The sequence below is a fragment of the Streptomyces sp. NPDC003016 genome (assembly GCF_053591455.1).
Map to the genome: position 1 here is coordinate 145,447 of NZ_JBSFTV010000010.1, position 25,306 is coordinate 170,752.

At 70.1% G+C, this 25,306-nt stretch carries 23 protein-coding genes and 4 tRNA genes; 11 read left to right on the top strand and 16 right to left on the bottom strand.

Features of this window, described 5'->3' with window-relative positions:
• The first annotated feature begins 70 nt into the window (after window positions 1-70).
• Window positions 71-970 carry a phosphoribosylaminoimidazolesuccinocarboxamide synthase gene (locus ACWDZ4_RS11315; RefSeq protein WP_451508145.1) on the top strand — a complete coding sequence of 300 codons (900 nt, stop codon included), beginning with the start codon at window positions 71-73 and terminating at the stop codon, window positions 968-970.
• Between the two features lie 52 nt (window positions 971-1,022).
• Here the strand turns inward: ACWDZ4_RS11315 and ACWDZ4_RS11320 are convergent.
• From ACWDZ4_RS11320 to ACWDZ4_RS11355, 8 genes are all read right to left on the bottom strand, one after another.
• A tRNA-Gly gene (locus ACWDZ4_RS11320) sits at window positions 1,023-1,095 on the bottom strand.
• 22 nt (window positions 1,096-1,117) lie between these two features.
• The gene (locus ACWDZ4_RS11325) at window positions 1,118-1,741 is read right to left on the bottom strand and encodes a response regulator (protein WP_451508146.1); all 624 of its coding nucleotides are present in this window, start codon (window positions 1,739-1,741) and stop codon (window positions 1,118-1,120) included.
• Window positions 1,738-3,072, bottom strand: a complete 1,335-nt coding sequence (locus ACWDZ4_RS11330) for a sensor histidine kinase (RefSeq protein WP_451508147.1) — start codon at window positions 3,070-3,072, stop codon at window positions 1,738-1,740. The genes ACWDZ4_RS11325 and ACWDZ4_RS11330 overlap by 4 nt, the downstream gene beginning before the upstream one ends.
• 86 nt (window positions 3,073-3,158) lie before the next feature.
• The gene (locus tag ACWDZ4_RS11335) at window positions 3,159-3,926 is read right to left on the bottom strand and encodes an ABC transporter permease (protein WP_451508148.1); all 768 of its coding nucleotides are present in this window, start codon (window positions 3,924-3,926) and stop codon (window positions 3,159-3,161) included.
• Window positions 3,923-4,900 (bottom strand): ABC transporter ATP-binding protein, encoded by a 978-nt coding sequence (locus ACWDZ4_RS11340; RefSeq protein WP_451508149.1) that lies wholly within the window; start codon window positions 4,898-4,900, stop codon window positions 3,923-3,925. Before ACWDZ4_RS11340 ends, ACWDZ4_RS11335 begins: the two co-directional genes overlap by 4 nt.
• Before the next feature lie 147 nt (window positions 4,901-5,047).
• Window positions 5,048-5,120: transfer RNA gene (locus ACWDZ4_RS11345), tRNA-Gly, on the bottom strand.
• A gap of 53 nt (window positions 5,121-5,173) precedes the next feature.
• Window positions 5,174-5,245: transfer RNA gene (locus ACWDZ4_RS11350), tRNA-Gly, on the bottom strand.
• 100 nt (window positions 5,246-5,345) lie between these two features.
• Window positions 5,346-5,663 carry a histone-like nucleoid-structuring protein Lsr2 gene (locus tag ACWDZ4_RS11355; protein ID WP_451508150.1) on the bottom strand — a complete coding sequence of 106 codons (318 nt, stop codon included), beginning with the start codon at window positions 5,661-5,663 and terminating at the stop codon, window positions 5,346-5,348.
• Between the two features lie 312 nt (window positions 5,664-5,975).
• On the opposite strand from ACWDZ4_RS11355, the gene purS reads away from it, so the two are divergent.
• Genes purS through purL form a run of 3 tightly spaced genes read left to right on the top strand, consistent with a single transcriptional unit; the run spans window position 5,976 to window position 9,183 of the window.
• Window positions 5,976-6,227: a phosphoribosylformylglycinamidine synthase subunit PurS gene (gene purS, locus ACWDZ4_RS11360; RefSeq protein WP_093800170.1), complete on the top strand. Its 252-nt coding sequence runs from the start codon at window positions 5,976-5,978 to the stop codon at window positions 6,225-6,227.
• On the top strand, window positions 6,224-6,904 hold the full coding sequence (gene purQ / locus ACWDZ4_RS11365) for a phosphoribosylformylglycinamidine synthase subunit PurQ (RefSeq protein ID WP_451508151.1): 681 nt from the start codon (window positions 6,224-6,226) through the stop codon (window positions 6,902-6,904). The genes purS and purQ overlap by 4 nt, the downstream gene beginning before the upstream one ends.
• On the top strand, window positions 6,904-9,183 hold the full coding sequence (gene purL, locus ACWDZ4_RS11370) for a phosphoribosylformylglycinamidine synthase subunit PurL (protein ID WP_451508197.1): 2,280 nt from the start codon (window positions 6,904-6,906) through the stop codon (window positions 9,181-9,183). The genes purQ and purL overlap by 1 nt, the downstream gene beginning before the upstream one ends.
• 101 nt (window positions 9,184-9,284) lie before the next feature.
• On the opposite strand, the gene ACWDZ4_RS11375 is transcribed toward purL, so the two are convergent.
• On the bottom strand, window positions 9,285-9,689 hold the full coding sequence (locus ACWDZ4_RS11375) for a nuclear transport factor 2 family protein (RefSeq protein WP_451508152.1): 405 nt from the start codon (window positions 9,687-9,689) through the stop codon (window positions 9,285-9,287).
• A gap of 141 nt (window positions 9,690-9,830) precedes the next feature.
• Here ACWDZ4_RS11375 and ACWDZ4_RS11380 point away from each other — a divergent pair, with 141 nt between their 5' ends.
• The 3 genes from ACWDZ4_RS11380 to ACWDZ4_RS11390 all read left to right on the top strand — a co-directional run bounded on the left by ACWDZ4_RS11380 (window position 9,831) and on the right by ACWDZ4_RS11390 (window position 12,481).
• Entirely contained in the window at window positions 9,831-10,622 is a 792-nt protein-coding gene (locus ACWDZ4_RS11380; protein ID WP_451508153.1) for a sterol carrier family protein, read from the top strand.
• A gap of 169 nt (window positions 10,623-10,791) precedes the next feature.
• The gene (locus tag ACWDZ4_RS11385; RefSeq protein ID WP_451508154.1) at window positions 10,792-11,583 is read left to right on the top strand and encodes a putative protein N(5)-glutamine methyltransferase; all 792 of its coding nucleotides are present in this window, start codon (window positions 10,792-10,794) and stop codon (window positions 11,581-11,583) included.
• A gap of 64 nt (window positions 11,584-11,647) precedes the next feature.
• Complete coding sequence (locus ACWDZ4_RS11390) at window positions 11,648-12,481, top strand: META domain-containing protein (RefSeq protein ID WP_451508155.1); 834 nt, start codon at window positions 11,648-11,650, stop codon at window positions 12,479-12,481.
• 22 nt (window positions 12,482-12,503) lie between these two features.
• On the opposite strand, the gene ACWDZ4_RS11395 is transcribed toward ACWDZ4_RS11390, so the two are convergent.
• Window positions 12,504-13,922, bottom strand: coding sequence for a sulfatase-like hydrolase/transferase (locus ACWDZ4_RS11395; RefSeq protein WP_451508156.1), 1,419 nt, complete (start codon window positions 13,920-13,922; stop codon window positions 12,504-12,506).
• A 159-nt stretch (window positions 13,923-14,081) separates the two neighbouring features.
• Entirely contained in the window at window positions 14,082-14,174 is a 93-nt protein-coding gene (locus ACWDZ4_RS11400) for a putative leader peptide (RefSeq protein WP_451508157.1), read from the bottom strand.
• A gap of 116 nt (window positions 14,175-14,290) precedes the next feature.
• Here ACWDZ4_RS11400 and purF point away from each other — a divergent pair, with 116 nt between their 5' ends.
• Entirely contained in the window at window positions 14,291-15,814 is a 1,524-nt protein-coding gene (purF, locus tag ACWDZ4_RS11405; RefSeq protein ID WP_451508158.1) for an amidophosphoribosyltransferase, read from the top strand.
• A 35-nt stretch (window positions 15,815-15,849) separates the two neighbouring features.
• The gene (gene purM / locus ACWDZ4_RS11410) at window positions 15,850-16,950 is read left to right on the top strand and encodes a phosphoribosylformylglycinamidine cyclo-ligase (protein WP_451508159.1); all 1,101 of its coding nucleotides are present in this window, start codon (window positions 15,850-15,852) and stop codon (window positions 16,948-16,950) included.
• 86 nt (window positions 16,951-17,036) lie between these two features.
• Here purM and ACWDZ4_RS11415 read toward each other — a convergent pair whose 3' ends face one another.
• Window positions 17,037-17,291 (bottom strand): DUF3073 domain-containing protein, encoded by a 255-nt coding sequence (locus ACWDZ4_RS11415; protein ID WP_451508160.1) that lies wholly within the window; start codon window positions 17,289-17,291, stop codon window positions 17,037-17,039.
• Window positions 17,292-17,590: 299 nt separating this feature from the next.
• Window positions 17,591-18,673, bottom strand: a complete 1,083-nt coding sequence (locus ACWDZ4_RS11420) for a Leu/Phe/Val dehydrogenase (RefSeq protein ID WP_451508161.1) — start codon at window positions 18,671-18,673, stop codon at window positions 17,591-17,593.
• 197 nt (window positions 18,674-18,870) lie between these two features.
• Here ACWDZ4_RS11420 and ACWDZ4_RS11425 point away from each other — a divergent pair, with 197 nt between their 5' ends.
• Window positions 18,871-19,722: a hypothetical protein gene (locus ACWDZ4_RS11425; RefSeq protein ID WP_451508162.1), complete on the top strand. Its 852-nt coding sequence runs from the start codon at window positions 18,871-18,873 to the stop codon at window positions 19,720-19,722.
• Between the two features lie 472 nt (window positions 19,723-20,194).
• Window positions 20,195-20,401 (top strand): developmental transcriptional regulator BldC, encoded by a 207-nt coding sequence (gene bldC / locus ACWDZ4_RS11430; protein WP_003949541.1) that lies wholly within the window; start codon window positions 20,195-20,197, stop codon window positions 20,399-20,401.
• A 440-nt stretch (window positions 20,402-20,841) separates the two neighbouring features.
• On the opposite strand, the gene ACWDZ4_RS11435 is transcribed toward bldC, so the two are convergent.
• From ACWDZ4_RS11435 to hrpA, 3 genes are all read right to left on the bottom strand, one after another.
• Window positions 20,842-21,090 carry a DUF6274 family protein gene (locus ACWDZ4_RS11435; RefSeq protein ID WP_451508163.1) on the bottom strand — a complete coding sequence of 83 codons (249 nt, stop codon included), beginning with the start codon at window positions 21,088-21,090 and terminating at the stop codon, window positions 20,842-20,844.
• Between the two features lie 124 nt (window positions 21,091-21,214).
• Window positions 21,215-21,289, bottom strand: a tRNA-Asp gene (locus ACWDZ4_RS11440).
• A 93-nt stretch (window positions 21,290-21,382) separates the two neighbouring features.
• Window positions 21,383-25,303, bottom strand: a complete 3,921-nt coding sequence (gene hrpA, locus ACWDZ4_RS11445; RefSeq protein ID WP_451508164.1) for an ATP-dependent RNA helicase HrpA — start codon at window positions 25,301-25,303, stop codon at window positions 21,383-21,385.
• Window positions 25,304-25,306: the final 3 nt, after the last annotated feature.

A 25,306-nucleotide genomic window follows, 5' to 3' on the forward strand; every position in this document is an offset into this window, starting at 1 on the left:
CGCCACGACGTCCGCGCCCCGCATGCGGGAGAATCGGAAGCGCTCCTGGATCAACCTACGCGGAGGAACCGTGTCCGGATTCGTAGAAAAGCCCGAGCCTCTCCAGCTCCCGGGCCTGACCCACCTCCACACGGGCAAGGTGCGTGACCTCTACCAGAACGAGGCGGGCGACCTCGTCATGGTCGCCAGTGACCGCATCTCCGCGTACGACTGGGTGCTGCCCACGGAGATCCCCGACAAGGGCCGGGTGCTGACCCAGCTCTCGCTCTGGTGGTTCGAGCAGCTCGTGGACATCATCCCGAACCACGTCGTCTCCACCGAGCTGCCGCCCGGGGCCCCCGCCGACTGGGCCGGCCGTACGCTCGTGTGCAAGTCCCTGCGGATGGTCCCGGTCGAGTGCGTGGCCCGCGGCTACCTCACCGGCTCCGGTCTCGTCGAGTACCAGGAGACCCGTACCGTGTGCGGCCTGGCCCTCCCCGAAGGTCTGACCGACGGTTCCGAACTCCCCGCGCCGATCTTCACGCCCGCCACGAAGGCGGCCGTCGGCGATCACGACGAGAACGTCAGCTACGAGGAAGTCGCCCGCCAGGTCGGCGCCGAGACCGCCGCCAAGCTGCGCCAGACGACCCTCGCCGTGTACAGCCGGGCCCGCGACATCGCCCGCGACCGGGGCATCGTCCTCGCCGACACGAAGTTCGAGTTCGGCTTCGACGGCGACCGGCTGGTCATCGCCGACGAGGTGCTGACCCCGGACTCCTCCCGCTTCTGGCCCGCTGCCACCTGGGAGCCCGGCCACGCCCAGCCGTCGTACGACAAGCAGTACGTCCGCGACTGGCTGACCTCGCCCGCCTCCGGCTGGGACCGCAAGGCGGAGCTGCCGCCGCCCGCGCTCCCGCAGGAGATCGTCGACGCGACCCGGGCGAAGTACCTGGAGGCGTACGAGCTCCTCACCGGCACCAACTGGTCCTAGGGCAACGCAGAAGGCCCCGGTCGCGATGACCGGGGCCTTCTGACTCACTCTGAGCGGACGACCAGGTTCGAACTGGCGACCTCAACCTTGGCAAGGTTGCGCTCTACCAACTGAGCTACGTCCGCATGCGCCGTGGCGCGATGCCCACTATACCCAACCCCGCTCGCGTGCGAGGCGTACAGCCGTATGACGATTTTCCGCACCCAGTTTCGAAGCGGCCGACGACAGGTAGTTGCGCACCGTCCCCGGTGACAGCGCGGCCCGCTCCGCGATCTCCGCGACGGGCGCCCCGTCCGCCGCCAGCTCCAGCACCTCCGCCTCGCGCACGGTCAGCGGTGAGTCCCCCGCGGAGATCGCGTCGGCCGCCAACTCCGGGTCCACGTAACGGTTTCCGTCCCGTACGCTCCGGATCAGCTCGGCCAGCCGCTGCGCGCTGACGGTCTTCGGCACGAACGCCCGCACCCCCGCCGCGAGCGCCCGCTTCAGGTGTCCGGGCCGCCCGTGGCTGGTCACGATCATGCAGCGGCACCCGGGCAGCTCGGCCCGCAGGGATGTGGCCACACTCACACCGTCGATCCCCGGCATCTGGAGATCCAGGACGGCGACGTCCGGCCGGTGCGCCCGCGCCATCGCCAGCGCCTCGGGACCCGTGGCCGCCTCGGCGACGACGACCAGATCGTCCTCCAGCGCGAGCAGCGCGGCGAGCGCGCCCCGGATCAGATGCTCGTCGTCGGCCAGCAGTACCCGTACGGGAACCGGGGGAACGGTCATCGCAGCGCCCCCGGTGCCGGCGCTTCCTGTGCCGGCGCTTCCTGCGCCCGCACCCCCGGCGCCCGCACTCCCTGCGCCCGCACCCCCGGCGCCCGCACTCCCTGCGCCCGCACCCCCGGCGCCCGCGCTTCCTGCGCCCGCACCCCCTGCGCCCGCGCCTTCTGCACCAGCGCCTCCTGTGCCAGCGGCACTTCGGCCGTGAGCCGGAACCTGCCGTCCCCGGCCGGCCCCGCCCGCAGCGTCCCGCCGACCGCGGTCAGCCGCTCCCTGAGCCCGGCAAGCCCCGACCCCGGAGTGCCCGGAGCGGAACCGCCCTCCGCGCCGTCGTTCTCCACGACCAGCACCGCCCGCCCGCCGTCGGACGTCAGCCGCACCGTGCAGCTGCGCGCGTCCCCGTGCCGCAGCACATTGGTCGTCGCTTCCCGTACGACCCAGCCGAGCGCCGACTGCACGCCCGACGGAAGCCCGTCGCCGAGCGGCTCCCGGTCCATCAGGCAGTCGATGCCCGCCGCACTCAACACGCCCCGCGCCCCTTCCAGTTCGGCGGACAGATCCGCGTCCCGATAACCGCGTACGAGCTCGCGCACCTCGCGCTGCGACTCCTGCGCGATCCGCTGCACCTCGGCCATCTGGTCGGCGGCCTCCGGCCTGCCGCGCCGCGCCAGCCGCACCGCCAGTTCGCTCTTGAGGGCGATGACGGCGAGATTGCGGCCCATGACGTCGTGCATGTCCCGTCCGAAGCGCAGCCGTTCCTCGGCGACCGCCAGCCGCGCGGACACATCGCGGGACCGGTCCAGTTCCCAGATCATCGCCATGAACCAGGCCGTCGAGCGCGTGGTGGCCAGCGCGAACAGTCCCACGAAGAACACGACCACCGCGGCCGACACCGCGAGCGGGGGTTCCGCCCCGGTGGCAACCATGGCACCGGCCACCAGCGCCGCGGCCACCACCGACCCCAGCACCAGCCGCCGCAGCGTCGACAGCATGAACGTCGACATGGCCGGGGTCAGCAGGGCGTACGGCAGCAGTTGCAGCACCGCCGTCCCGTCGCCGATCCCGCCGATCGTCTGGAGCGTCAGGAGCAGGCCCGCCGAAACGCCGCCCAGGGCCAGTGCGAGGGCCGCCGAGCGCCGCGGCGCCGGGGCCCCGTCGACGTAGTGCGCGAGCCCGTGGTGGATGGTGTGCATCGCGACCGCGCACTGGGCCACGGAGAGCGCCACCAGTCCGCGTGCGAGCGCGACGGCGTCGGGGCCGCGGACGAGCTCCCGGGTGAGGGGGGTGAGGATGCTGACCGGGGTCAGCCACGGCAGGGCGTACAGCACCACCCGCATGTACAGATCCAGCTTCGCGGCCTGGCTCCGTTTCCGCCAGAAACCCCTCATCCCCGTCCCCCCGCTCTCTCCCTCTGTCCGGACGCCTAGCGCCGCGGTTCCCAGCGGAACCACCGCTGCACGGCGAACACCGACAGTACGGTCCAGGCCACCGCCGTGGCGACGGCGCCCAGTGCCTCGTACGCCCCCAACTGCCCGGTCCAGCCGCCCCGCACCAGCTCCACGACCGGCGACAGCGGCAGCAGCTCGCAGACCGAGGCGAGCCTGTCCGGCATCAGCTCCAGCGGTACGACGACCCCCGACCCGGCCATCGAGACCAGCAGCATCGGCATGATCGTGATCTGTGCGCCCTCGGCGGACCGGGTGAAGACCGTCGTCGCCGCCGCCGTCGTGCCCGCGACCAGCAGACCCAGCACCACACCGGCCACCACCCACAACGGATCGGCGGGCATCTCCATCCCCAGGACCGCCGCCCCCGCGACCACCAGCACCACGCACTGCGCGAGCCCGGCCGCCAGCGTGGCGGCCGCCGTCCCGGCCAGGATCTCCGCGTCGCCCGGCTCCCCGGTCCGCAACCGCTTGAGCACCAGTTCCTCGCGCCGCACCACATAGACCGTGACCAGCGCCGAGTACACCCCGAAGAGCAGCACGAACGCCACGGTCATCGGCATCATCGCCGCGCCCAGCGACATCCCGGCCTTCTTCAGGTCCAGGCCGTCCAGGAACGGCCGCATCGCATAGGTCATCGCGACGGGCAGCACCAGCGCCGTGACGAGCACTGCCTTGTGCCGTACGAGCAGAGTCAGTTCGGCCCGCGTCAGCGCCGCCACGCGTCCCGCGGCAGTCGTGCTCATCGCGCCGCCCCCTTGCCCGTCACGCCCGTGCTCCCCGCTTCCTTCGTCTCTTCCTTCGCCTCCCGCGCGATGTTCAGGAAGGCCTCCTCCAGCGAGGCCGACCGCACATCGAGCCCGCGCAGCTCCACCCCCGTCGCGTCGGCCCACGTCAACAGCCCCGTGGCGGCGGCCTGGAGCCGGCCCGTGAACAACCGCACCGTCCGGCCCGCCACCTCGTGCCCCGTGACGCCCAGCTGCCCCAGCGGCGGCAGATCCCCCAGGTGGTAACCGTCCGGCAGCTCGAAGGAGATCTGCGACGGGTACGCCGCCACCACCTCGTCGACCCGCCCCTCGGCGGCGATCCGCCCCTCGTGCATGATCGCCAGCCGGTCGGCGAGCTCCTCGGCCTCCTCCAGGTAGTGCGTGGTCAGCAGTACGGTCGTCCCCCCGTCGCGCAGTTCGCGCACCAGCTCCCACGTCTCGCGCCGCCCCTCGGCGTCGAGGCCCGTCGTCGGTTCGTCGAGGAAGAGGATCTCCGGCCGTCCGAGCAGCGCCATCGCCAGGTCGAGCCGCCGCCGTTCACCGCCGGACAACTGCTTGACCCGTACGTTCTCCCGCCTCTCCAGCCCTACCAGCTCCAGCGCCTCGCCCACCGGCCGCGCCCCGCTGGTGCACCCCGCCCACATCCGGGCCGTCTCGCGCACGGTCAGCTCGGACGGGAAGCCGCCCTCCTGGAGCATCACGCCGACCCGGGGCCGCACCTTCGCACGTTCGGTGTACGGGTCGTGGCCGAGCACCCGGACACTGCCGCCGTTGGGCGGGGCCAGGCCCTCCAGGAGCTCCAGGGTCGAGGTCTTGCCCGCGCCGTTCGTACCGAGCAGCGCGAAGAGTTCACCGCGCGCCACGGAGAAGGAGAGCGAGCGGACGGCCTCGAAGCCGCCGCTGTAGACGCGCCGCAGCCCTTCCGCGTCGATCACGTAGTCATGGGTGGTCATGTCCCCAGACTTCCGCCGGGCCACGGCCGGCGGAAGTGCGTGCTGTCACCACTGCACATGACAAATGTCAGTACGGCCGACGGCGGATACGACGGGCGGACACGACGAAGGCCCCGGTCGTCATGACCGGGGCCTTCGTACTCGCTGAGCGGACGACGAGATTCGAACTCGCGACCCTCACCTTGGCAAGGTGATGCTCTACCAACTGAGCCACGTCCGCATATGGTGCCACCACTGTACCCGACCACCGAAGTGGCCGGTATAGCGATGCAGAGCGGGTGACAGGAATTGCACACTGCGCCTTCCCCCTGGAAGGGGGATGTTCTACTACTGAACTACACCCGCACGCTGCTCGGGGACCGGCCCTTCGGCCTTGCCCCTCGGCGTGATCCAGACTCTAGCCGACAGGTGGGGGTGCAATGCAAATCGGTACCTCCACATGGCGTCAGGAGGCCTCCGCGAAGGCCTCGTAGACCTTCTTCGGGATGCGGCCGCGGGCCGGCACGTCCATCTGGTGCGAGCGCGCCCACGCGCGCACCGCCGCCGGGTCGGGGGCCACGGCGGTGTGGCGGTAGGCCCTGCCCGACTTCGACTGCTTTCGGCCGGCCTGGATGAAGGGCTCCAGTGCCGTGCGCAGTTTCTTTGCATTGGCGGGATTCAGGTCGATCTCGTACGACTTCCCGTCCAGGCCGAAGCTGACCGTTTCCGCTGCTTCCCCTCCGTCGATGTCGTCGGAGAGCGTGACCACTACGCGCTGAGCCACGGATATCGGTCCTTTCCTGCGGCGTCACCACGCTTGACGTGGGGCGACGCCGGCCTTCCGGCTGTTTCGGAGCAATGCTGATTTATTCGCTATTCCTTTGTACAGCGACAGGCATTGCATGGTGTGGCCCAGTTAATTCCGTCCGCGTGTCCGTCCGCAATCGGAGGCGGCCATTTTTCCCTGATTTTTTCTCGGGGCTGCCGCTCCGATACCGGTCCGTGATCCACGTCAACCCTTATCTACCCGCGTAGAATTTCTGGGCGGGTACGCTGATGGAACCGCCTTCGCACCACACCACCACCGGGAGTGCCAGTGGCACGCGTCGTAGTCGACGTCATGCTCAAGCCCGAGATCCTCGACCCGCAGGGACAGGCGGTGCAGCGTGCACTGCCCCGTCTCGGCTTCGAGGGAATCGCGGACGTCCGTCAGGGAAAGCGTTTCGAGCTCGAGGTCGAAGGGCCGGTCGATGACGCCGCCCTCGCCCGCATCAACGAGATGGCCGAAACGTTCCTCGCCAACACCGTCATCGAGGACTTCACCGTGAAGGTGGAGGAGTCGAAGTGACCGCTCGTATCGGAGTCGTCACCTTTCCTGGAACGCTCGACGACCAGGACAGCCTCCGCGCCGTCCGGACCGCGGGCGCCGAGCCGGTCTCGCTGTGGCACCGCGACAAGGACCTCAAGCAGGTCGACGCGGTCGTCCTCGCGGGCGGTTTCTCCTACGGCGACTACCTGCGGGCCGGAGCCATCGCCCGCTTCTCGCCCGTGATGGAGACGATCATCGAGCAGGCGAAGGCCGGCCTGCCGGTCCTCGGCATCTGCAACGGTTTCCAGATCCTCACCGAGGCCCACCTGCTGCCCGGCGGGATGCTGCAGAACAACCACCTGCACTTCATCTGCCGCGAGCAGAAGCTGCGCGTGGAGACGAGCGGCACGGCCTGGACGGCGGACTACACCGCCGGGCAGGAGATCCGGATCCCGCTCAAGAACATGGACGGCCGTTACGTCGCCGAGGAGCGCGTGCTCGACGAGCTGGAGGCCGAGGGCCGCGTCGCCTTCCGCTACCTGGACGTCAACCCGAACGGCTCGCTCCGCGACATCGCCGGCATCACCAACGCCGCCGGCAACGTCGTCGGCCTGATGCCGCACCCGGAGCACGCCGTGGAGCCGCTGGTCGGCACGGGCCGTACCGACGGCCTCGGATTCTTCACCTCGATCTTGAAGAAGCTGGTCAGCGCATGATGACCGAGCGAAGCGAGGGCACCATCAAGCACAGCCTGGACACCGTCAAGCACGCCTTGGAGACCCCCGAGGCCGAGCAGCCCTGGAAGGAACTCGGCCTCAAGGAGGACGAGTACGCGCGTATCCGGGAGATCCTCGGCCGCCGCCCCACCGGCGCCGAACTCGCCATGTACAGCGTCATGTGGTCCGAGCACTGCTCGTACAAGAGCAGCAAGGTCCACCTGAAGCAGTTCGGCGAGAAGGTTCCGCAGAACGACGCCATGCTCGTCGGCATCGGCGAGAACGCGGGCGTCGTCGACGTCGGCCAGGGTTACGCCGTGACCTTCAAGGTCGAGTCCCACAACCACCCGAGCTACATCGAGCCCTACCAGGGCGCGGCCACGGGTGTCGGCGGCATCGTCCGCGACATCCTCGCCATGGGCGCCCGCCCGGTCGCGGTCGTCGACCCGCTGCGCTTCGGCGCGGCCGACCACCCCGACACCCGGCGCGTACTGCCCGGCGTCGTCGCGGGCATCGGCGGCTACGGCAACTGCCTGGGCCTGCCGAACATCGGCGGCGAGGTCGTCTTCGACGCGTGCTACCAGGGCAACCCGCTGGTCAACGCCGGCTGCATCGGCGTCATGAAGCACGAGGACATCCACCTCGCCAAGGCGAGCGGTCCGGGCAACAAGGTCGTCCTGTACGGCGCCCGCACGGGCGGCGACGGCATCGGCGGCGTGTCGGTCCTCGCCTCCGAGACCTTCGAGTCGACCGGTCCCGCGAAGCGTCCGGCCGTCCAGGTCGGCGACCCCTTCCAGGAGAAGCTCCTCATCGAGTGCACCCTGGAGATCTTCCGCGAGCAGCTCGTCGCGGGCATCCAGGACCTCGGCGGCGCGGGCCTGTCCTGCGCCACCTCCGAGCTGGCGAGCGCCGGCTCGGGCGGCATGCGGGTCGAACTGGACACCGTTCCGCTGCGCGACTCCTCCCTCTCGCCCGAGGAAATCCTCATGAGCGAGTCGCAGGAGCGCATGTGCGCGATCGTCGAGCCGGACAAGGTCGACCGGTTCCTGGAGATCTGCGAGAAGTGGGACGTCATCGCCACCGTCATCGGTGAGGTGACCGACGGCTCGCAGCTGGAGATCTTCTGGCACGGCGAGCAGATCGTCGACGTACCGCCGCGGACCGTGGCCCACGAGGGCCCGGTCTACAACCGGCCGTACGCCCGCCCCGCGTGGCAGGACGCGCTCCAGGCCGACGACGCGAACAAGCTGGCGCGCCCGGCGGACGCGGCCCAGCTGCGCGAGCAGGTGCTGAAGCTCGTCTCGTCGCCGAACCAGGCGTCGAAGTCGTGGATCACCGACCAGTACGACCGGTTCGTGCAGGGCAACACGGTGCTCGCCATGCCCGAGGACGCCGGCATGGTGCGGATCGACGAGAAGACGAACCTGGGCGTCGCGATGGCGACCGACGGCAACGGCCGGTACGCGAAGCTCGACCCGTACACGGGCGCGCAGCTCGCGCTGGCCGAGTCGTACCGCAACGTCGCGGCCTCCGGCGCCAAGCCGCTCGCGATCTCCGACTGCCTGAACTTCGGCTCCCCCGAGGACCCGGACGTCATGTGGCAGTTCGCCGAGGCCACGCGCGGTCTCGCGGACGGCTGCCTCCAGCTCGGTACGCCGGTGACCGGCGGCAACGTCTCGCTCTACAACCAGACCGGTGAGACCGCGATCCACCCGACGCCCGTCGTCGCGGTGCTCGGCGTGATCGACGACGTGACCCGGCGTACGCCCGTCGCCTTCGCGGAAGAGGGCCAGCTCCTCTACCTGCTCGGCGACACGCACGAGGAGCTGGGCGGCTCCGCCTGGTCCCAGGTGATCCACGACCACCTCGGCGGCATGCCGCCGAAGGTCGACCTGGACCGGGAGAAGCTGCTCGGCGAGATCCTGATCTCGGCCTCGCGCGACGGCATGATCGACGCGGCGCACGACCTGAGCGACGGCGGCCTGATCCAGGCGGTCACCGAGTCCTGCCTGCGGGGCGGGAAGGGTGCGCGGCTGGTCGTGCCGGACGGTCTGGACGCGTTCGTGTTCCTCTTCTCCGAGTCCGCCGGCCGGGCGGTCGTCTCCGTGCCGCGCAGCGAGGAGCTCCGCTTCACCGACATGTGCGGGGCGAGGGGTCTGCCCGCGACCCGGATCGGTGTCGTCGACGGGGACGAGATCGAGGTGCAGGGCGAGTTCGGCATTCCGCTGAGCGAGCTCCGTACGGCGCACGAGGAGACCCTCCCGGGCCTCTTCGCCTGAGTCCCGCACGGACCGAGGACGTACGTACGGCCCCGCCCTCCAAGAGGAGGGCGGGGCCGTCGGCCGGTCCGGCGCCGTGTCCGCGAGCGGCTCGCTCCGCCTCACTCCGCCGTGCCCCAGAAGGCGTCGGTCTCGTCGATGTCCTCGACGCACTCGTCGATGTCCGCCATCTTGCCGCCCACGATCGTGAAGAAGAGCGCGCCCTTCATCTCGATGCCGCGGTCCTCGCGCTCGGCGTACCACTTGTGGGCGGCCACGGCATGTCCGCGCCCGTCCACGGAGACGCCCTCCAGGTCGGCGCGCATGGAGCGGCCCGACAGCTCGAAGAGCTTGCGGAACAGGCCCAGGACGTTGTCCCGGCCCTTGTAGTGACCGGAGACCTGACTCGAACCGGGTGCGTGGAACGTGCAGTCCGCCATCATCATGGTCGCGAGGGTCTCCATGTCACCCGTGTTGAACGCCTCGTAGCCCCGGCGCACCAGGGCACTGTCCGGGTGCTCACCCATGGTTGCTTCCCACCTTCCGTCATCCGTACGGCCGCCCTCTTCCATCGTCCGCCGGGCGGGCGTCCACTGCCACGCGGCCACGACCACCGCGATCGCCACGCGGCCACGACCACCGCGGCCGGGTCGATTAACCTCGCCCCCATGCCCCCTGCCAGGAAGCGCGCCCGCAGGTACGACCCCGCCAAGATCCGCGCCGCCGTGCTGGCGCAGTCCGGCCATGTACGGGCAGGAGTCCGCACCCTCACTCCCGAGCAGCTCGCCGCCCCCACCCGGCTGGGCGACTGGACGGTCCGCGAGCTGACGGCGCACGTCTGCCTGGCGCTCGGCTCCGTCGTCCGCGCACTGGAGGAGCCCGAGCCCGCCGGGCAGGAGGTGGCCCTGCTCGACTGGCCTTTCGCCACCGTGACCGCCGCGGGCCGGATCGACGAGGACACCAGGGCGCTCGCCGCCGGGTCCGAGCCGGACGAGCTGTACGCGCGTACCGAGGCGGCCGTCGCCGCTGCGCTGCCGGGCGCCTCGGACGACCGGCTGGTGTCCATGCGGTTCGGAGCCATGAGGCTCGGCGACTTCCTGGTCACCCGCGCCGTCGAGCTGGTCGTCCACACCGACGATCTGAACGACGCGACCGGGCTGGGCATCCCGTACGACCGCCAGGCCCTCGCCGCCTGCACCCGCCTCCTCGCCGACGCCCTCGCCGTGAAGGCGCCCGGCGGTGCGGTCGAGGTCCGCGTCCCGCCGTACGCCGTGGTGCAGTGCGTGGAGGGTCCCCGGCACACCCGCGGGACCCCGCCCAACGTCGTCGAGACCGACCCGCTCACCTGGATCCGCCTCGCCACGGGGCGTACGGACTGGGACGCGGCCGTCGGCGGGGCGAAGGTCGCCGCCAGTGGTGAAAGGGCCCATCTGGCCGGGTTGTTGCCCCTTCTCGGGTAGGGGTGACAGTTGATCATGTAATGTTGCCGACGCCCACGCAGGACGTACGCACCGAGGAGGTGAGACCCATTACCGCTGTATCAGGTCGGGTGCTCTCCTCTCGCGACCGCGTGGTTTCCCTGACATAGGTGACCGAGGGAGCGCCCATCGGCGTCCCGAAAGGTTTCCCGTGTCCCTCTCCCCCTCCCTCTCCCCTTCCGTCATCGTCACCAGGCTTCGTGCCGCCGGCTGTGTATTCGCCGAGGACGAGGCGGAGTTGCTCCTCTCCACCGCGCCGGACCCCGCGGACCTCGCCGCCATGGTGGACCGGCGGATCGCCGGCCTTCCCCTCGAACACGTCCTCGGCTGGGCCGAGTTCTGCGGCCGTCGCGTCACCGTCGACCCCGGGGTCTTCGTCCCGCGCCGCCGCACCGAGTTCCTCGTCCGGCAGGCCGCCGCCCTCGCGCCGCCGCGGTCCGTCGTGGTGGACCTGTGCTGCGGCTCGGGCGCGCTGGGCGCGGCGCTGGCCGCGTCCCTGGAGCAGACCGAGCTGTACGCCGCCGACGTCGATCCGGCCGCCGTGCGGTGTGCCCGGCGCAATGTCGGCGCCATGGGTGGACAGGTGTACGAAGGCGACCTCTATGAGCCGCTGCCGGCGGCCACGCTGCGGGGCCGGGTCGACGTGCTGCTGGCGAATGTGCCGTACGTACCGACCGAGGAGATAGAGCTGCTGCCCCCGGAGGCCCGCATCCACGAGGCGCGGGTCGCGCTCGACGGCGGGGCGGACGGGCTCGACGTACTGCGGCGGGTGACGGCGGAGGCGGCGCGGTGGCTGGCGCCGGGCGGCCACCTGCTGTTCGAGACGAGCGAGCGCCAGGCGCCGCGGGCCGTGGAGACCGTCGCCCGCGACGGGCTGGTCCCGCGGGTCGTCACGTCCGACGAGCTGTACGCCACCGTCGTCATCGGCAAGAAGGACGAATGAGGCGAATGAGACGAACAAGCCGAGTAAGCGGAACCAGAAACGCTACTCGTCCCGTCCCACCGCCATGGATACGTCGCGCACCCGCATCTGCGGCCCCCTCACCGGCGCCGTCACCGTCCTCGCCCTCCTGACCCTGGCCGCCTGCGGTACGGAGCCGGGCCCGGGCGCCGGAGGCGACGGCACCGTGAAACCTGCCCCCCAGATCACCGGCGTCGACTGGACCGTCGACAGCGTGACCGTCGACGGCAGGAAGATGCCGGCGCCCGAGAAGGCCACGGTCCGGTTCGACGACAGGGGCCGGGCCGAGGGCAGCACCGGCTGCAATCGCTTCGGCGCCGATGCGACGGTCAGGGGAGACACGGTCACCGTGGGGCCCGCGCAGACCACGGAGATCGGCTGCCCGAAGAACGTCGCGAAGTTCGAGCAGCACCTCCAGCGCACCCTCACCGGTGAGCTCAAGGCCGGGGTCAGGAACGACAGGCTCACGCTGACCACGGCCGAGGGCGACACCGTCACCCTGTCCGAGACGGAGCCGGAGCCCGGCGCGCAGCTGCTCGGCACCGAGTGGCTCGTGGAGTCGCTGCGTGACGGCGACACCGCGGCCTCGCTGCCCGGGGACGCGGCGGGCAGGGCGAAGCTGGTCTTCGCCGAGGACGGGTCCGTGGGCGGCCATCTCGGCTGCAACAACGTCTCGGGCAGGGCGAAGGTCTCCGGATCCACCATGACCTTTTCCAAGATCGCCACGACCCGGAAGCTGTGCCCGCCGCCGGTGATGGACACCGAGCGGGCCCTGCTCGACATCCTCGACGGCAGGGCGGCCTACGCGATCCGTGACCGCGCCCTGTCCCTCACCGCGCCGGACGGCAAGGGACTGGACGCGGTCGCGATCGCCAAGTGACCGCGAGGGCCGCCACCCCCGCTCAGGACACCGCCCCGTACGGCAGCAGCCCCGCGTCCGTCCGCTCCCAGGCGGCCCGCAGCGCGCCCAGCCGCTCCGGTTCCTGCGACGCCCTGTCCGCCTGCTCCCGGGCGTCCTCGGTGAGCCGGAAGAGCTGGTCCCTGCCGCCCGCGCCCCGGTAGTACTTCCATTCGCCGCGCCGCAGCGCCCGCTCGCCCCGCACGCGCCAGAACAGATCGCGCGCCGGGGCCCGCTCGCCCCGCAGCAGGTACCCGGCGAGGCTCGCGCCGTCCAGCGGGTACGCCGGGTCGGGACGCGCCCCCGCCACCTCCAGCAGGGTCGCCGTCCAGTCCGGTGTGAAGACCGGCACCTCGCTGACCTGGCCGCCGTCGATGCGCGCGGGCCAGCGCACCAGGGTCGGCACGCGTATGCCGCCCTCCTTCAGGGAGGACTTGTTGCCCGACAGGGGCCAGTTGTACGAGAAGCGCTCGCCGCCGTTGTCGCTCGCGAAGACGACCAGGGTGTCCTTCTCCTGCCCCGACCGCCGCAGCGCGCCCAGCACCTCGCCGACCGACCGGTCCAGGTCCTCGACCATCTCCCGGTACTTCTCGACCGAGCCGCCGTCCTGGTGCCACAGCGCGCCCCGGTCGCCCGCCCTGATCCGCCGTACGATCTCCGCGCTCGCCTCCTCGTCGCCGTCGGCGATCCAGGGCCAGTGCGGGGTGGTGAAGTTCAGGTTCAGCAGCCACGGCCTGTCGTGCTCGCGCTCTATGTACTCGCTCGCCCGCTCGGTCAGGATCCGCGTGTAGTACCGCAGGTCCTTGTACGGGGCGTCACCCTCGTAGAGGTCGTACTCCCCGCCGAGCCCCAGCTTCGAGTAGTACTCCAGCGCGCCCCCGAAGTTGCCGAAGAACTCGTCCCAGCCCGACCGCGTCGGGCTGTAGTCCGGCAGGTACCCGCAGTGCCACTTGCCGATCAGCGCGGTCGCGTACCCGGCGCCCTTCAGCAGCGAGGCGAGCGTGGGATGCGTCGGTTCCAGACCCACCGACCTGTCCGCGATCGGCTCGGCGAGCCCGCCCTTCGTACGCCCGGGGAAGCGCCCCGTGTAGAGGCTGAAGCGGGTCGGGGAGCAGGTCGCGGACCCGGAGTACGCGTCGGTGAAGCGCACCCCCTGCCGGGCGAGCCGGTCGAGGTGCGGCGTACGGATGTGGGGGGAGCCGTACGCGGAGAGGTCGGCCCAGCCCAGGTCGTCGCCCAGGACGAACAGGATGTTGGGCCGCCGGGAGCGCCGGCCGGCGGCCGCCCGGAAGGGCCGCTCCCGCGGGGCTTCGACAGGGGCGGCGGCGAGAGCCGGTCCGGCCGCGAGGCCGACGGCGGCGGTGCCCGCGCCGACGACACCGCCGAAGGCGCGCCGGGACAGCTTCTTGTCGTGCGAGGTCACAGGGTCTCCAGTGATGAAGAGCACGCCGACCGGGCCCGCGGCGGCGCGGTTCAGCGCCCGGCCGGGCCGGATCGGGGCAGGGAACGGCCGCGGGAAGGCGGCGCGAAGGAAGGAGCGGGGAGGAGAGGTGGTCTGCGGGGCGCTCGAGGGAAGGCGCGCCTACGCGCAGCGACAGATGGCGCTCGCGACACGGACCAGGTCGACGTGGCGGCGCTCCACAAGCGTGACCGAGGGGTCACCCAGGGACTGCATGAGGCCGGAGCCTGACGGAGACACCGCGTACCTGTCAACCCCCGGGCACTCGGGGGCCGGCAGCCGCCCGTGTCCCCAATTCGGACCAGTGGTCGATCTCGCCTACACTCGGTGGTGTGCCTCGTGGTGATGGACGACTCAACCACGACCTGCTCCCCGGTGAGAAAGGCCCCCAGGACGCTTGCGGCGTCTTCGGTGTCTGGGCTCCCGGCGAAGAGGTCGCCAAGCTCACCTATTTCGGACTGTATGCCCTGCAGCACCGTGGACAGGAGTCCGCGGGCATCGCAGTGAGCAACGGGTCCCAGATCCTGGTCTTCAAAGACATGGGACTGGTCTCGCAGGTCTTCGACGAAACCTCTCTCGGCTCCCTCCAGGGCCACATCGCGGTGGGCCATGCCCGTTACTCCACCACCGGAGCCTCGGTGTGGGAGAACGCGCAGCCGACCTTCCGTGCCACCGCGCACGGATCGATCGCCCTGGGACACAACGGCAACCTGGTCAACACGGCGCAGCTCGCCGAGATGGTCGCCGCCCTCCCCAAGGAGAACGGCCGCGCGACGCAGGTCGCCGCGACCAACGACACCGACCTGGTCACAGCTCTGCTGGCCGGCCAGACGGACGACGACGGCAAGCCCCTCACGATCGAGGAAGCCGCCGCCAAGGTCCTTCCCGACGTCATGGGCGCCTTCTCCCTCGTCTTCATGGACGAGGGCACGCTCTACGCCGCCCGCGACCCGCAGGGCATCCGCCCGCTGGTCCTCGGCCGCCTGGAGCGCGGCTGGGTGGTGGCCTCCGAGTCCGCCGCCCTCGACATCTGCGGCGCCGCGTACGTCCGTGAGGTCGAGCCCGGCGAGATGCTCGCCATCGACGAGAACGGCCTGCGCACCTCCCGATTCGCGGAAGCGAAGCCCAAGGGCTGTGTCTTCGAGTACGTCTACCTGGCGCGCCCGGACACCGACATCGCCGGCCGCAACGTCTACCTCTCGCGTGTCGAGATGGGCCGGAAACTGGCCAAGGAAGCCCCGGTCGAAGCCGACCTGGTGATAGCGACGCCCGAGTCCGGCACCCCCGCCGCCATCGGTTACGCCGAAGCCAGCGGAATTCCGTACGGCTCGGGCCTCGTCAAGAACGCGTACGTCGGCCGGACCTTCATCCAGCCGTCGCAGACGATCCGCCAGCTCGGCATCCGCCTGAAGCTCAACCCGCTCAAGGAAGTCATCCGCGGCAAGCGCCTGGTGGTCGTCGACGACTCGATCGTCCGCGGCAACACCCAGCGCGCCCTGGTCAAGATGCTCCGCGAGGCCGGCGCCGCCGAGATCCACATCCGGATCTCCTCCCCGCCGGTGAAGTGGCCCTGCTTCTTCGGCATCGACTTCGCGACCCGCGCGGAGCTCATCGCCAACGGCATGACGATCGACGAGATCGGCAAGTCCCTGGGCGCCGACTCGCTCTCGTACATCTCCATCGACGGGATGATCGAGTCGACCACCATTCCCAAGGCGAACCTGTGCCGCGCCTGCTTCGACGGCGAGTACCCGATGGAGCTCCCGGACCCCGAGCTGCTCGGCAAGCAGCTTCTGGAGACCGAGCTCGCGGCCGGCCCGGCGAGCGCCGCGGCCGAGGCGCTCCGTCGCCCGTAACGCCCTTTTTCAACGACACGAAAGATCCCGAACTCATGTCTGCTGAATCTTCTGGGCGTGCTCCGCACGCGGGCACCGGTGCCAGCTACGCGTCCGCGGGCGTAGACATCGAAGCCGGCGACCGCGCCGTAGAGCTGATGAAGGAGTGGGTGAAGAAGACGCAGCGCGCTGAAGTTGCGGGCCTCGGCGGCCTGGGCGGCTTCGCCGGCCTCTTCGACGCCTCCGCCCTCAAGCGCTACGAGCGTCCGCTGCTCGCCTCCGCCACGGACGGTGTCGGTACGAAGGTCGACCTCGCCCGCAAGATGGGCGTGTACGACACGATCGGCCACGACCTCGTCGGCATGGTCGTCGACGACCTGGTCGTCTGTGGCGCCGAGCCGCTCTTCATGACCGACTACATCTGTGTCGGCAAGGTGCACCCCGAGCGTGTCGCGGCCATCGTGAAGGGCATCGCCGAGGGCTGTGTCCTCGCGGGCTGCGCCCTGGTCGGCGGCGAGACGGCCGAGCACCCGGGCCTGCTGGGCGAGGACGACTTCGACGTCGCCGGCGCCGGTACGGGCGTGGTGGAGTACGACCGGCTGCTGGGCGCGGACCGTATCCGCAAGGGTGACGTGGTGATCGCCATGGCGTCCTCCGGTCTTCACTCGAACGGGTACTCACTCGTCCGGCACGTGGTCTTCGACCGCGCCGGCTGGTCGCTGGACCGCGAGGTCGAGGAGTTCGGCCGCACCCTCGGCGAGGAGCTCCTGGAGCCCACCAAGATCTACTCGCTGGACTGCCTGGCCCTCACCCGCACCGCCGAGGTGCACGCTTTCAGCCACATCACGGGCGGCGGTCTTGCGAACAACCTGGCCCGCGTGATCCCGGACGGCCTGCACGCCACGGTCGACCGCTCCACCTGGACCCCCGGCGCGGTGTTCGACCTCGTCGGCAAGGCCGGTCAGGTCGAGCGGCTCGAACTGGAGAAGACCCTCAACATGGGTGTCGGCATGGTGGCCGTCGTCCCCGAGGAGTCGGTGAACGTGGCGCTGGAGACCCTCGCCGACCGTGGTGTCGACGCCTGGGTGGCCGGAGAGATCACCGGGCGCGGCGACCACGCCACGGGCGCGGCGCTTACGGGCGACTACGCGAAGTAGTCCCCCCGGGCAGCACAGAACCCGGTCCGGGGCCGAGGCCCCAGGACCGGGTCATGTGTGTAATGCCTGTTCGAGGTGTACGGACGTCAAGCGCCGCGACGATGTGCCGAAGAACCGGACTCTTCGTCCTCGTCCCCGTCATCGTTGTACTGAGCCGCGTACTGTGCGTACGGGTCGTCTTCCTCGTCGTCGTCCTCGAACGGCTCGCCGTTAGGCGGCTGTTGCGAAGTCGTCGAAGCGCCCAGCTCGTTGGCCAGACGCGACAGGTCAGTCCCGCCGCTGCTGTACTTCAGCTGGCGGGCGACCTTAGTCTGCTTGGCCTTTGCCCGGCCGCGCCCCATGGCTCGACCCCCTCGGTGACGGGGCTCGACGGCCCCAGAGTCTTGACACGCGTTCATGGTTCGGAACGGACTCCCCTCGGAGAGACCGGTCCGTAGGGCATCAACGGTACCTGCTTCCGTGGCCATACGGTACGCCGCCCGCATGCAACGCCTCGGCACAGAACCCACGAGAAGCCCCGTCCTCGCTGGTCAACTGCGATTTTAACCTCTTCTGAGGGCCGACCCGCCGACGGGGGTGAGTCATGTCTCGTCATGTCCCACCGACGGCGGGCCGGCCCCCGGGGGAAGGGGCCGCGGCGTCAGCGCCCGCGCGCCTCGGCCATTCTCTGCTCGGCGATCCTGTCGGCCGCCGCGGCCGGCGGAATGCCGTCCGTCTTCGCACGTGCGAATATTGCGAGCGTGGTGTCGAAGATCTTCGCGGCCTTCGCCCTGCACCGGTCGAAGTCGAAACCGCGCAGTTCGTCGGCGACCTGGATCACACCGCCGGCGTTCACCACGTAGTCGGGCGCGTAGAGGATCCCGCGGTCCGCGAGGTCCTTCTCGACGCCGGGGTGGTCGAGCTGGTTGTTGGCCGCGCCGCACACCACCTTCGCCGTCAGTGCCGGAACACTCTCGTCGTTCAGCGCGCCGCCGAGCGCGCACGGGGCGTAGATGTCGAGCCCCTCGACGCGGATCAGCGCCTCGGTGTCCGCGGCGACGGCGACCTGGGGGTGACGCTCGGTGACGCGGCGTACCGACTCCTCCCGTACGTCCGTGATCACGACCTCGGCGCCGTCCTCCAGGAGGTGGCCGACGAGGTGGTGGCCGACCTTGCCCACCCCCGCGACGCCGACCTTGCGGCCGCGCAGCGTCGGGTCGCCCCACAGGTGCTGGGCCGAGGCCCGCATGCCCTGGAAGACGCCGAAGGCGGTCAGCACGGAGGAGTCGCCGGCGCCGCCGTGCTCGGGGGAGCGGCCGGTCGCCCAGCGGGTCTCGCGGGCGACGACGTCCATGTCGGCGACGTACGTGCCGACGTCGCAGGCGGTCACGTAACGGCCGCCGAGGGAGTCCACGAACCGGCCGTAGGCGAGGAGCAGTTCCTCGCTCTTGAGCGTCTCGGGATCGCCGATGATCACGGCCTTGCCGCCGCCGTGGCCGAGTCCGGCCAGGGCGTTCTTGTACGACATGCCGCGCGCGAGGTTCAGCGCGTCGGCGACGGCCTCCGCCTCGGTCGCGTACGGGTAGAAGCGCGTGCCGCCCAGGGCCGGGCCCAGGGCGGTGGAGTGGATGGCGATGACGGCCTTGAGGCCGCTGGCGCGGTCCTGGCACAGCACGACTTGCTCGTGGCCGCCCTGTTCCGATCGGAACAGGGTGTGCAGGACGCCTTCGGATGCGTCGGTCACGGTGGTGACTCCCAAGTACGAGGCGCTACGCCCTCCTGCGGGTGGGGAGGGCCGGTGGGCAAGAGAGTAAGACCTGGCAGGCCCCGGGTGGACCCCCGTGCCGAGGATCACCCCCCGGCGGAGTACGCGTGGGACGATTCCTCCCCGGTTTCCTTCCGGTTCTTCCAGATTCTTTCCGGTCGAGGTGAGGAGCAGGCGTGGCCCAGGCGTCATCAGTGATCGTCCCGTACGCCTCCTATCTGCGGGTGTACGAACCACTGGCCGCCTTCCCCGAGCCGGAGCGCGGCCACTGGGAGCGGTACGCGGGCCGTGAGCGGCTGCCCACCGCCCAGGACGAACTGCGCCGTTCCCTCGCCGGCCTGCTGCCCACCCCGCCGGTCGCCGTGCCGGTCCACGAGAGCGGCGACGCGTTCGTGACCGAGGTGGACGGGGTGGTGTGCGTCTGTCCCTGGCGTACGCGGCTGCGCGGCTGGCTGGCGCTGGAGGAACTGCCCGGACTCTTCCCGGAGCCGATGCTGGACGCGGCGCTGCCGCCGGTGGTGCGGCGGCAGGCGGCCGCGGACTTCGAGCGGTGGCTGGAGCTCCACCCGGACGCGCGGCCGTGGATCAGGAGTTCGGCGTGGCACGTGCCGGTGCGCTGGTTCGCGCTGTTCGCGGACGAGGAACGGGAGTACCGCAAGGGCGAGGGGGAGGCCGCGCCCGTACTCCGCTACCGGACGCCGATGGCCCAGGCGCGGCGGCGGGTGGCGCGGGCGCTGAAGACGCTGCGGGAGCAACTCGACGCCGAGGCCGGCGGGCCGCTCGTCGAGGGCCTGGTCGATGTGGGGCGCTGGCTGGAGGAATTCCACCCCAGGTCGCTGGTCGAGCTCGATTACGGCGGTCTGGTGCACGTCCTTCCGCAGGAGCACCTCGCCGAGGACCACTCCGCGGCGGATGCGGCCGAGGGGATCGCGGCGCTGCGGGCCGGGGACGGCGCGGGGGCCCGCGAGGTGCACGGAAGGCTGATGGAGCGGTGGCGGGTGGTGCGCGAGCGCCAGTTCGCGAACTGAGTGCGACGGGGCGCTGATCCGGCGGCCGGGACGTAGGTCCTGATACGGGCCTTTGCCTCAAGCGTGATGGACAGCACTTAGCGGTCTCTTGCGCCCATCCCCCATCCTCATGCCAAAATAGGACAAGGAGTCCGACGAGGGCTCCTTCCGTCCACCTATGGGCGGAATGGCTCGGTATTGCGCGCTATGGGGGGTCATGACGGCTCCTGATCGCTCTGTGACTGATCGTCACTGTGACGTGACTGTCCGCTATGGCATGGTCCATCGGCTTCGTCGCTGATGAACACCTGGGAGGGCAATTCCATCGGTTTGGCCGACGTGGCTGGACGGATGGTGTAGTTGTAGTGCCGAGGACAAGCCGTTCGTCCTATAACCGACTCGGCCCGCGTCCGCCATTTCGGGCAACGCGGGTCAAGGTGCAGAATTTAGAGGAAAGAACCGTGATGGTTCGGTTCTCCCGAGGAGGCCGCTCATGACCGCTCGCACCCCTGACGCCGAGCCGCTGCTGACCCCGGCTGAGGTTGCCACGATGTTCCGCGTGGACCCGAAGACGGTCACGCGCTGGGCCAAGGCAGGCAAGCTCACGTCCATCCGCACGCTTGGTGGACACCGGCGTTACCGCGAGGCAGAGGTCCGCGCGCTGCTTGCGGGCATTCCGCAGCAGCGCAGCGAGGCCTGAACAACTGAATAACCCGCTTTACCGGGCAATCCTCCGGGTCCCCCAACTCGGACGCCCACCTGAGCACCACACGACAGGCGCCTGCCCCAACAGGCGCCACATCCGGGCTTGATGGATGCGTCGTTGATCGCGCTGGACTCCGCCGGGTCCAGCGCGATCTTTTTTTATGCCCGCGCCAGGACGCCTGCCGACCGCTCTGACCTGCGGCGCGCCGGTTCCCGGGGCCCTCGGAGTGCCTCAGGGCGGGTCGGGGGCGGCTTCGGGGAGAGCTCCGAACGGCCCTTTCGGGTGAGTGCAATTGCACATATTAAATTGACCGGTTGTAGGGAGGGTGTAAGTCCCCCGGTTCCCAAAACTCGTGTGGTGACACCCGTCACACAGGGAAACTCTTGTTTATTTCCATCGCTCCAGCGAAGGGCGAGGGCGTGCAGCGTCATTGGTCATGACGGCGAAGGGCTTTCGGCCTCGGCGGTCTCGGCCGCTTCGGCGGCGGTCCCCGTGGGCCCGGTGGCCTTCGCCGGCCTCTCGGGCTCCCGCTCCGTCTTCGTCTCCGCCTCGGGCTCCATGGCGAGCCGCAGGAGCCGGTGGCAGATGGGGCAGTGTCTGGTGACGTGGCGATAGCCCGTAGAGGCCGCCAGATGGGCACGCAGCAGCGCGCGCGTCTCGTGCCTGGCTGTTGATGCCGCCATGCGCCACCTCCCAGTGCGGGCCCCCGATGCCCTGTTGTCTGGTTACCGGTGGCAGATGACGCAGTCAAGACGCGAGAAGGCCCGGATCCTTGCGGATCCGGGCCTTCTCGTACTTCTTCTTGTGCGGTCCTGACGGGATTTGAACCCGCGGCCTCCACCTTGACAGGGTGGCGAGCACTCCAAACTGCTCCACAGGACCTTGATTCGCTTTGCCGTGTTGCTCGGGGCTGCGAAGACAGACTGTACAGCAGGTCAGGGGGTGCGGGCGAACTCACTCAAGGCGACGGCGGAGTTACGGGGCCGCCGCGTCGATCGCCTTCACGATCCGCTTGTCGGAGATGGGCTGGGCCGTCCCCAGGGCGTGCGCGAAGTAGCTCACCCGCAGTTCCTCGATCATCCAGCGGATGTCCAGGACTTCCTGCGGTACGGGCCTGCCCTGCGGCAGCTGCTCCAGCAGCCAGGCGTACTCGTCCTGCATCTCGTGGACCTTCTCCATGCGCGTGGTGTCGCGCTGGACGGCCGTCGGCATCTGCTGGAGCCTGCGGTCGACCGCGACCAGATAGCGCATCAGGTCGGGCAGCCGGCGCAGTCCCGTCTTCGTGACGAACCCGGGCGGCACGAGGGCCGCCAGCTGGTCGCGCACGTCGGCGAGGTTGGCCAGCAGCGCCGGGCTGGAGGCGGCCTTCAGGCGGCGCTCGCAGGCCTGCCAGGCGGCCAGGATCTGCTGGACCTGGTTCACCGTGCGCACGGTCGCGTCCACGAGGTCGGCGCGGACCTTGTCGTACAGCTTCCGGAACGATTCCTCGTCCCAGGCCGGACCGCCGTGGTCAGCGATCAGCTTGTCGGCGGCGGCGGTCGCGCAGTCGTCGAAGAGCGCCTGGACCGAACCGTGCGGATTGCGCGAGAGGGCCAGTTTCTGCTGATTGCTGAGCTTGTCCGAGGCGAACTTCGCCGGGTTCACCGGGATGTTGAGCAGGATGAGCCGGCGCGTGCCCCGCCACATCGCCTGCCGCTGCTCGGCCTCCGTGTCGAAGAGCCGTACGGCGACGCTCTCGCCCTGGTCGACGAGGGCCGGATAGGCCCGGACCGGCTGGCCGGCCCTGCGCGTCTCGAAGACGCGGTCGAGCGTGCCGATGGTCCAGTCCGTGAGGCCCGTACGTTCGACCGACTCGCCCGAGGGGCCCGCGGTCGCCGCCGCGGCCTTGGAGAGGGCCTGACGGGCCTTGGGGCGCAGCTTCAGCCGCAGCGCCTCCAGGTCCTTGTCCTCGGCGAGGTTCCTGCGGCGCTCGTCGACGATCCGGAACGTGATCTTCAGGTGGTCCGGGACGCGCGACAGGTCGAAGTCGTCCGCCCCGACCGGTACGCCGACCATCCGCTTCAGCTCGCGCGCGAGCGTGACGGGCAGCGGTTCCTGGAGGGGCACGGCCCGCTCCAGGAACTTCTGCGCGTAGTTCGGGGCCGGGACGTAGTGGCGGCGGATCGGCTTGGGGAGGGAACGGATCAGCTCGGTGACCACTTCCTCGCGCAGGCCCGGGATCTGCCAGTCGAAGCCCTCGGATGTGACCTGGTTGAGGACCTGGAGGGGGATGTGGACGGTCACGCCGTCCGCGTCCGCGCCCGGCTCGAACTGGTACGTCACCCGGAACTTGAGCTTCCCCTGGCGCCAGCTGTCCGGATAATCGTCCTTGGTGACCGCCCCGGCCTTCTCGTTGATGAGCATCTCGCGCTCGAAGTCGAGGAGTTCGGGCTCCTCGCGCTTCTTGTGCTTCCACCACGAGTCGAAGTGCGCGCCCGAGACGACGTGTTCGGGGATGCGCCGGTCGTAGAAGTCGAAGAGCGTCTCGTCGTCCACGAGGATGTCGCGGCGGCGGGCGCGGTGCTCCAGTTCCTCGACCTCGGTCAGGAGCTTGCGGTTGTCCGCGTAGAACTGGTGATGCGTACGCCAGTCTCCCTCGACCAAGGCGTTGCGAATGAAAAGATCGCGGCTGGTCTCCGGGTCGATCCGGCCGTAGTTGACCTTGCGCTGGGCGACGATCGGGACGCCGTACAGCGTGACCCTCTCGTACGCCATCACGGCAGCCTGGTCCTTCTCCCAGTGCGGCTCGCTGTACGTGCGCCTGATGAGGTGCTGGGCGAGCGGCTCGATCCACTCCGGCTCGATCCTCGCGTTGACCCGCGCCCACAGGCGTGACGTTTCGACCAGCTCGGCGGACATGATGAAGCGGGGCTGCTTCTTGAAGAGCGCCGAGCCGGGGAAGATCGCGAACTTGGCGCTGCGGGCGCCGAGGTACTCGTTCTTCTCGGTGTCCTTCAGCCCGATGTGGGAGAGCAGGCCGGCGAGCAGGGACTGGTGGACGGACAGCTCGGGAGCGTCGTCCTCGTTGACGTGTATGCCCATCTGCTTCGCGACGGAGCGCAGCTGGGTGTAGATGTCCTGCCATTCGCGAATGCGCAGGAAGTTGAGGTACTCCGACTTGCACATCCGGCGGAAGCTGGAGGAGCCGCGCTCCTTCTGCTGCTCGCGGACGTACCGCCAGAGGTTGAGGAAGGCGAGGAAGTCGGACGTCTCGTCCTTGAAGCGGGCGTGCTGCTGGTCGGCCTGCTGCTGCTTCTCGGACGGGCGCTCGCGCGGGTCCTGGATGGAGAGCGCGGAGGCGATCACCATCACCTCGCGTACGCAGCCGTTCTTGTCCGCCTCCAGGACCATGCGGGCCAGGCGGGGGTCGACGGGGAGCTGGGCGAGCTTGCGCCCCTGCTCGGTGAGCCGCTTCTTCGGGTCCTTCTCCGCCGGGTCGAGCGCGCCGAGCTCCTGGAGGAGCTGGACGCCGTCGCGGATGTTGCGGTGGTCCGGCGGGTCGATGAAGGGGAACTTCTCGATCTCGCCGAGACCGGCGGCGGTCATCTGGAGGATGACGGAGGCCAGGTTCGTCCGCAGGATCTCGGCGTCGGTGAACTCGGGCCGGGTGAGGAAGTCGTCCTCGTCGTACAGCCGGATGCAGATGCCGTCCGACGTACGGCCGCAGCGGCCCTTGCGCTGGTTGGCGCTGGCCTGGCTGATCCGCTCGATCGGCAGGCGCTGGACCTTGGTGCGGTGGCTGTAGCGCGAGATGCGGGCGGTGCCCGGGTCGATCACGTACTTGATGCCGGGGACCGTCAGCGACGTCTCGGCGACGTTGGTGGCGAGGACGATCCGCCGGCCGGTGTGGCGCTGGAAGACGCGGTGCTGCTCGGCGTGCGAGAGGCGGGCGTAGAGGGGGAGGACCTCGGTGTGGCGGAGGTTCCTCTTGTTGAGCGCGTCGGCGGTGTCGCGGATCTCGCGCTCACCGGAGAGGAAGACGAGGATGTCGCCCGGCCCTTCGGCCTGGAGCTCGTCCACCGCATCCGCGATCGCGGTGATCTGGTCGCGGTCGGAATCGTCGCTGTCGTCTTCGAGCAGCGGGCGGTACCGGACCTCGACGGGGTACGTACGGCCGCTGACCTCGACGATCGGCGCGTCGCCGAAGTGGCGGGAGAAGCGCTCGGGGTCGATGGTCGCGGAGGTGATCACGACCTTGAGGTCGGGGCGCCTCGGCAGCAGCTGGGCGAGGTAGCCGAGGAGGAAGTCGATGTTGAGCGACCGCTCGTGGGCCTCGTCGATGATGATCGTGTCGTACGCGCGCAGCTCGCGGTCCGTCTGGATCTCGGCGAGCAGGATGCCGTCCGTCATGAGCTTGACGAAGGTCGCGTCCGGGTTGACCTGGTCGGTGAACCGGACCTTCCAGCCGACCGCCTCGCCGAGCGGGGTCTTCAGCTCGTCCGCGATGCGTTCGGCGACGGTGCGGGCGGCGATGCGGCGGGGCTGGGTGTGGCCGATCATGCCCTTCACGCCACGGCCGAGCTCCATGCAGATCTTGGGGATCTGCGTCGTCTTGCCGGAGCCGGTCTCGCCCGCGACGATCACGACCTGGTGGTCGCGTATCGCCTCGGCGATGTCGCCCTTGCGCTGGCTGACCGGCAGCGACTCCGGATACGTGATCTCGGGCATCCGGGCAGCACGCTGCGCCAGCCGGGCGGCGGACTTCTCCGCCTCGGCGGCGATTTCGTCCAGCACGGCCTGTCGGGCCTCGGGCTTGCGGATGCGACGGGCGCCGTCGAGACGGCGGCCGAGCCGGTGGGCGTCGCGGAGCGGCAGCCCGGCGAGCGCGGTCTGAAGGTCGGCGAAGGAAGTAGACATACC

Bases quoted from the DNA above. Each gene is read 5' to 3' on its own strand.
- ACWDZ4_RS11325 (WP_451508146.1), bottom strand. From the start codon at position 1,741: ATGACCGTTCCCCCGGTTCCCGTACGGGTACTGCTGGCCGACGACGAG.
- ACWDZ4_RS11380 (WP_451508153.1), top strand. From the start codon at position 9,831: ATGCCCCCTGCCAGGAAGCGCGCCCGCAGGTACGACCCCGCCAAGATC.
- purL (WP_451508197.1), top strand. From the start codon at position 6,904: ATGACCGAGCGAAGCGAGGGCACCATCAAGCACAGCCTGGACACCGTC.
- ACWDZ4_RS11335 (WP_451508148.1), bottom strand. From the start codon at position 3,926: ATGAGCACGACTGCCGCGGGACGCGTGGCGGCGCTGACGCGGGCCGAA.
- ACWDZ4_RS11330 (WP_451508147.1), bottom strand. From the start codon at position 3,072: ATGCGGGTGGTGCTGTACGCCCTGCCGTGGCTGACCCCGGTCAGCATC.
- ACWDZ4_RS11415 (WP_451508160.1), bottom strand. From the start codon at position 17,291: ATGGGGCGCGGCCGGGCAAAGGCCAAGCAGACTAAGGTCGCCCGCCAG.
- hrpA (WP_451508164.1), bottom strand. From the start codon at position 25,303: ATGTCTACTTCCTTCGCCGACCTTCAGACCGCGCTCGCCGGGCTGCCG.
- purM (WP_451508159.1), top strand. From the start codon at position 15,850: ATGTCTGCTGAATCTTCTGGGCGTGCTCCGCACGCGGGCACCGGTGCC.
- ACWDZ4_RS11435 (WP_451508163.1), bottom strand. From the start codon at position 21,090: ATGGCGGCATCAACAGCCAGGCACGAGACGCGCGCGCTGCTGCGTGCC.
- ACWDZ4_RS11390 (WP_451508155.1), top strand. From the start codon at position 11,648: ATGGATACGTCGCGCACCCGCATCTGCGGCCCCCTCACCGGCGCCGTC.
- ACWDZ4_RS11375 (WP_451508152.1), bottom strand. From the start codon at position 9,689: ATGGGTGAGCACCCGGACAGTGCCCTGGTGCGCCGGGGCTACGAGGCG.
- ACWDZ4_RS11400 (WP_451508157.1), bottom strand. From the start codon at position 14,174: ATGCAGTCCCTGGGTGACCCCTCGGTCACGCTTGTGGAGCGCCGCCAC.
- ACWDZ4_RS11340 (WP_451508149.1), bottom strand. From the start codon at position 4,900: ATGACCACCCATGACTACGTGATCGACGCGGAAGGGCTGCGGCGCGTC.
- bldC (WP_003949541.1), top strand. From the start codon at position 20,195: ATGACCGCTCGCACCCCTGACGCCGAGCCGCTGCTGACCCCGGCTGAG.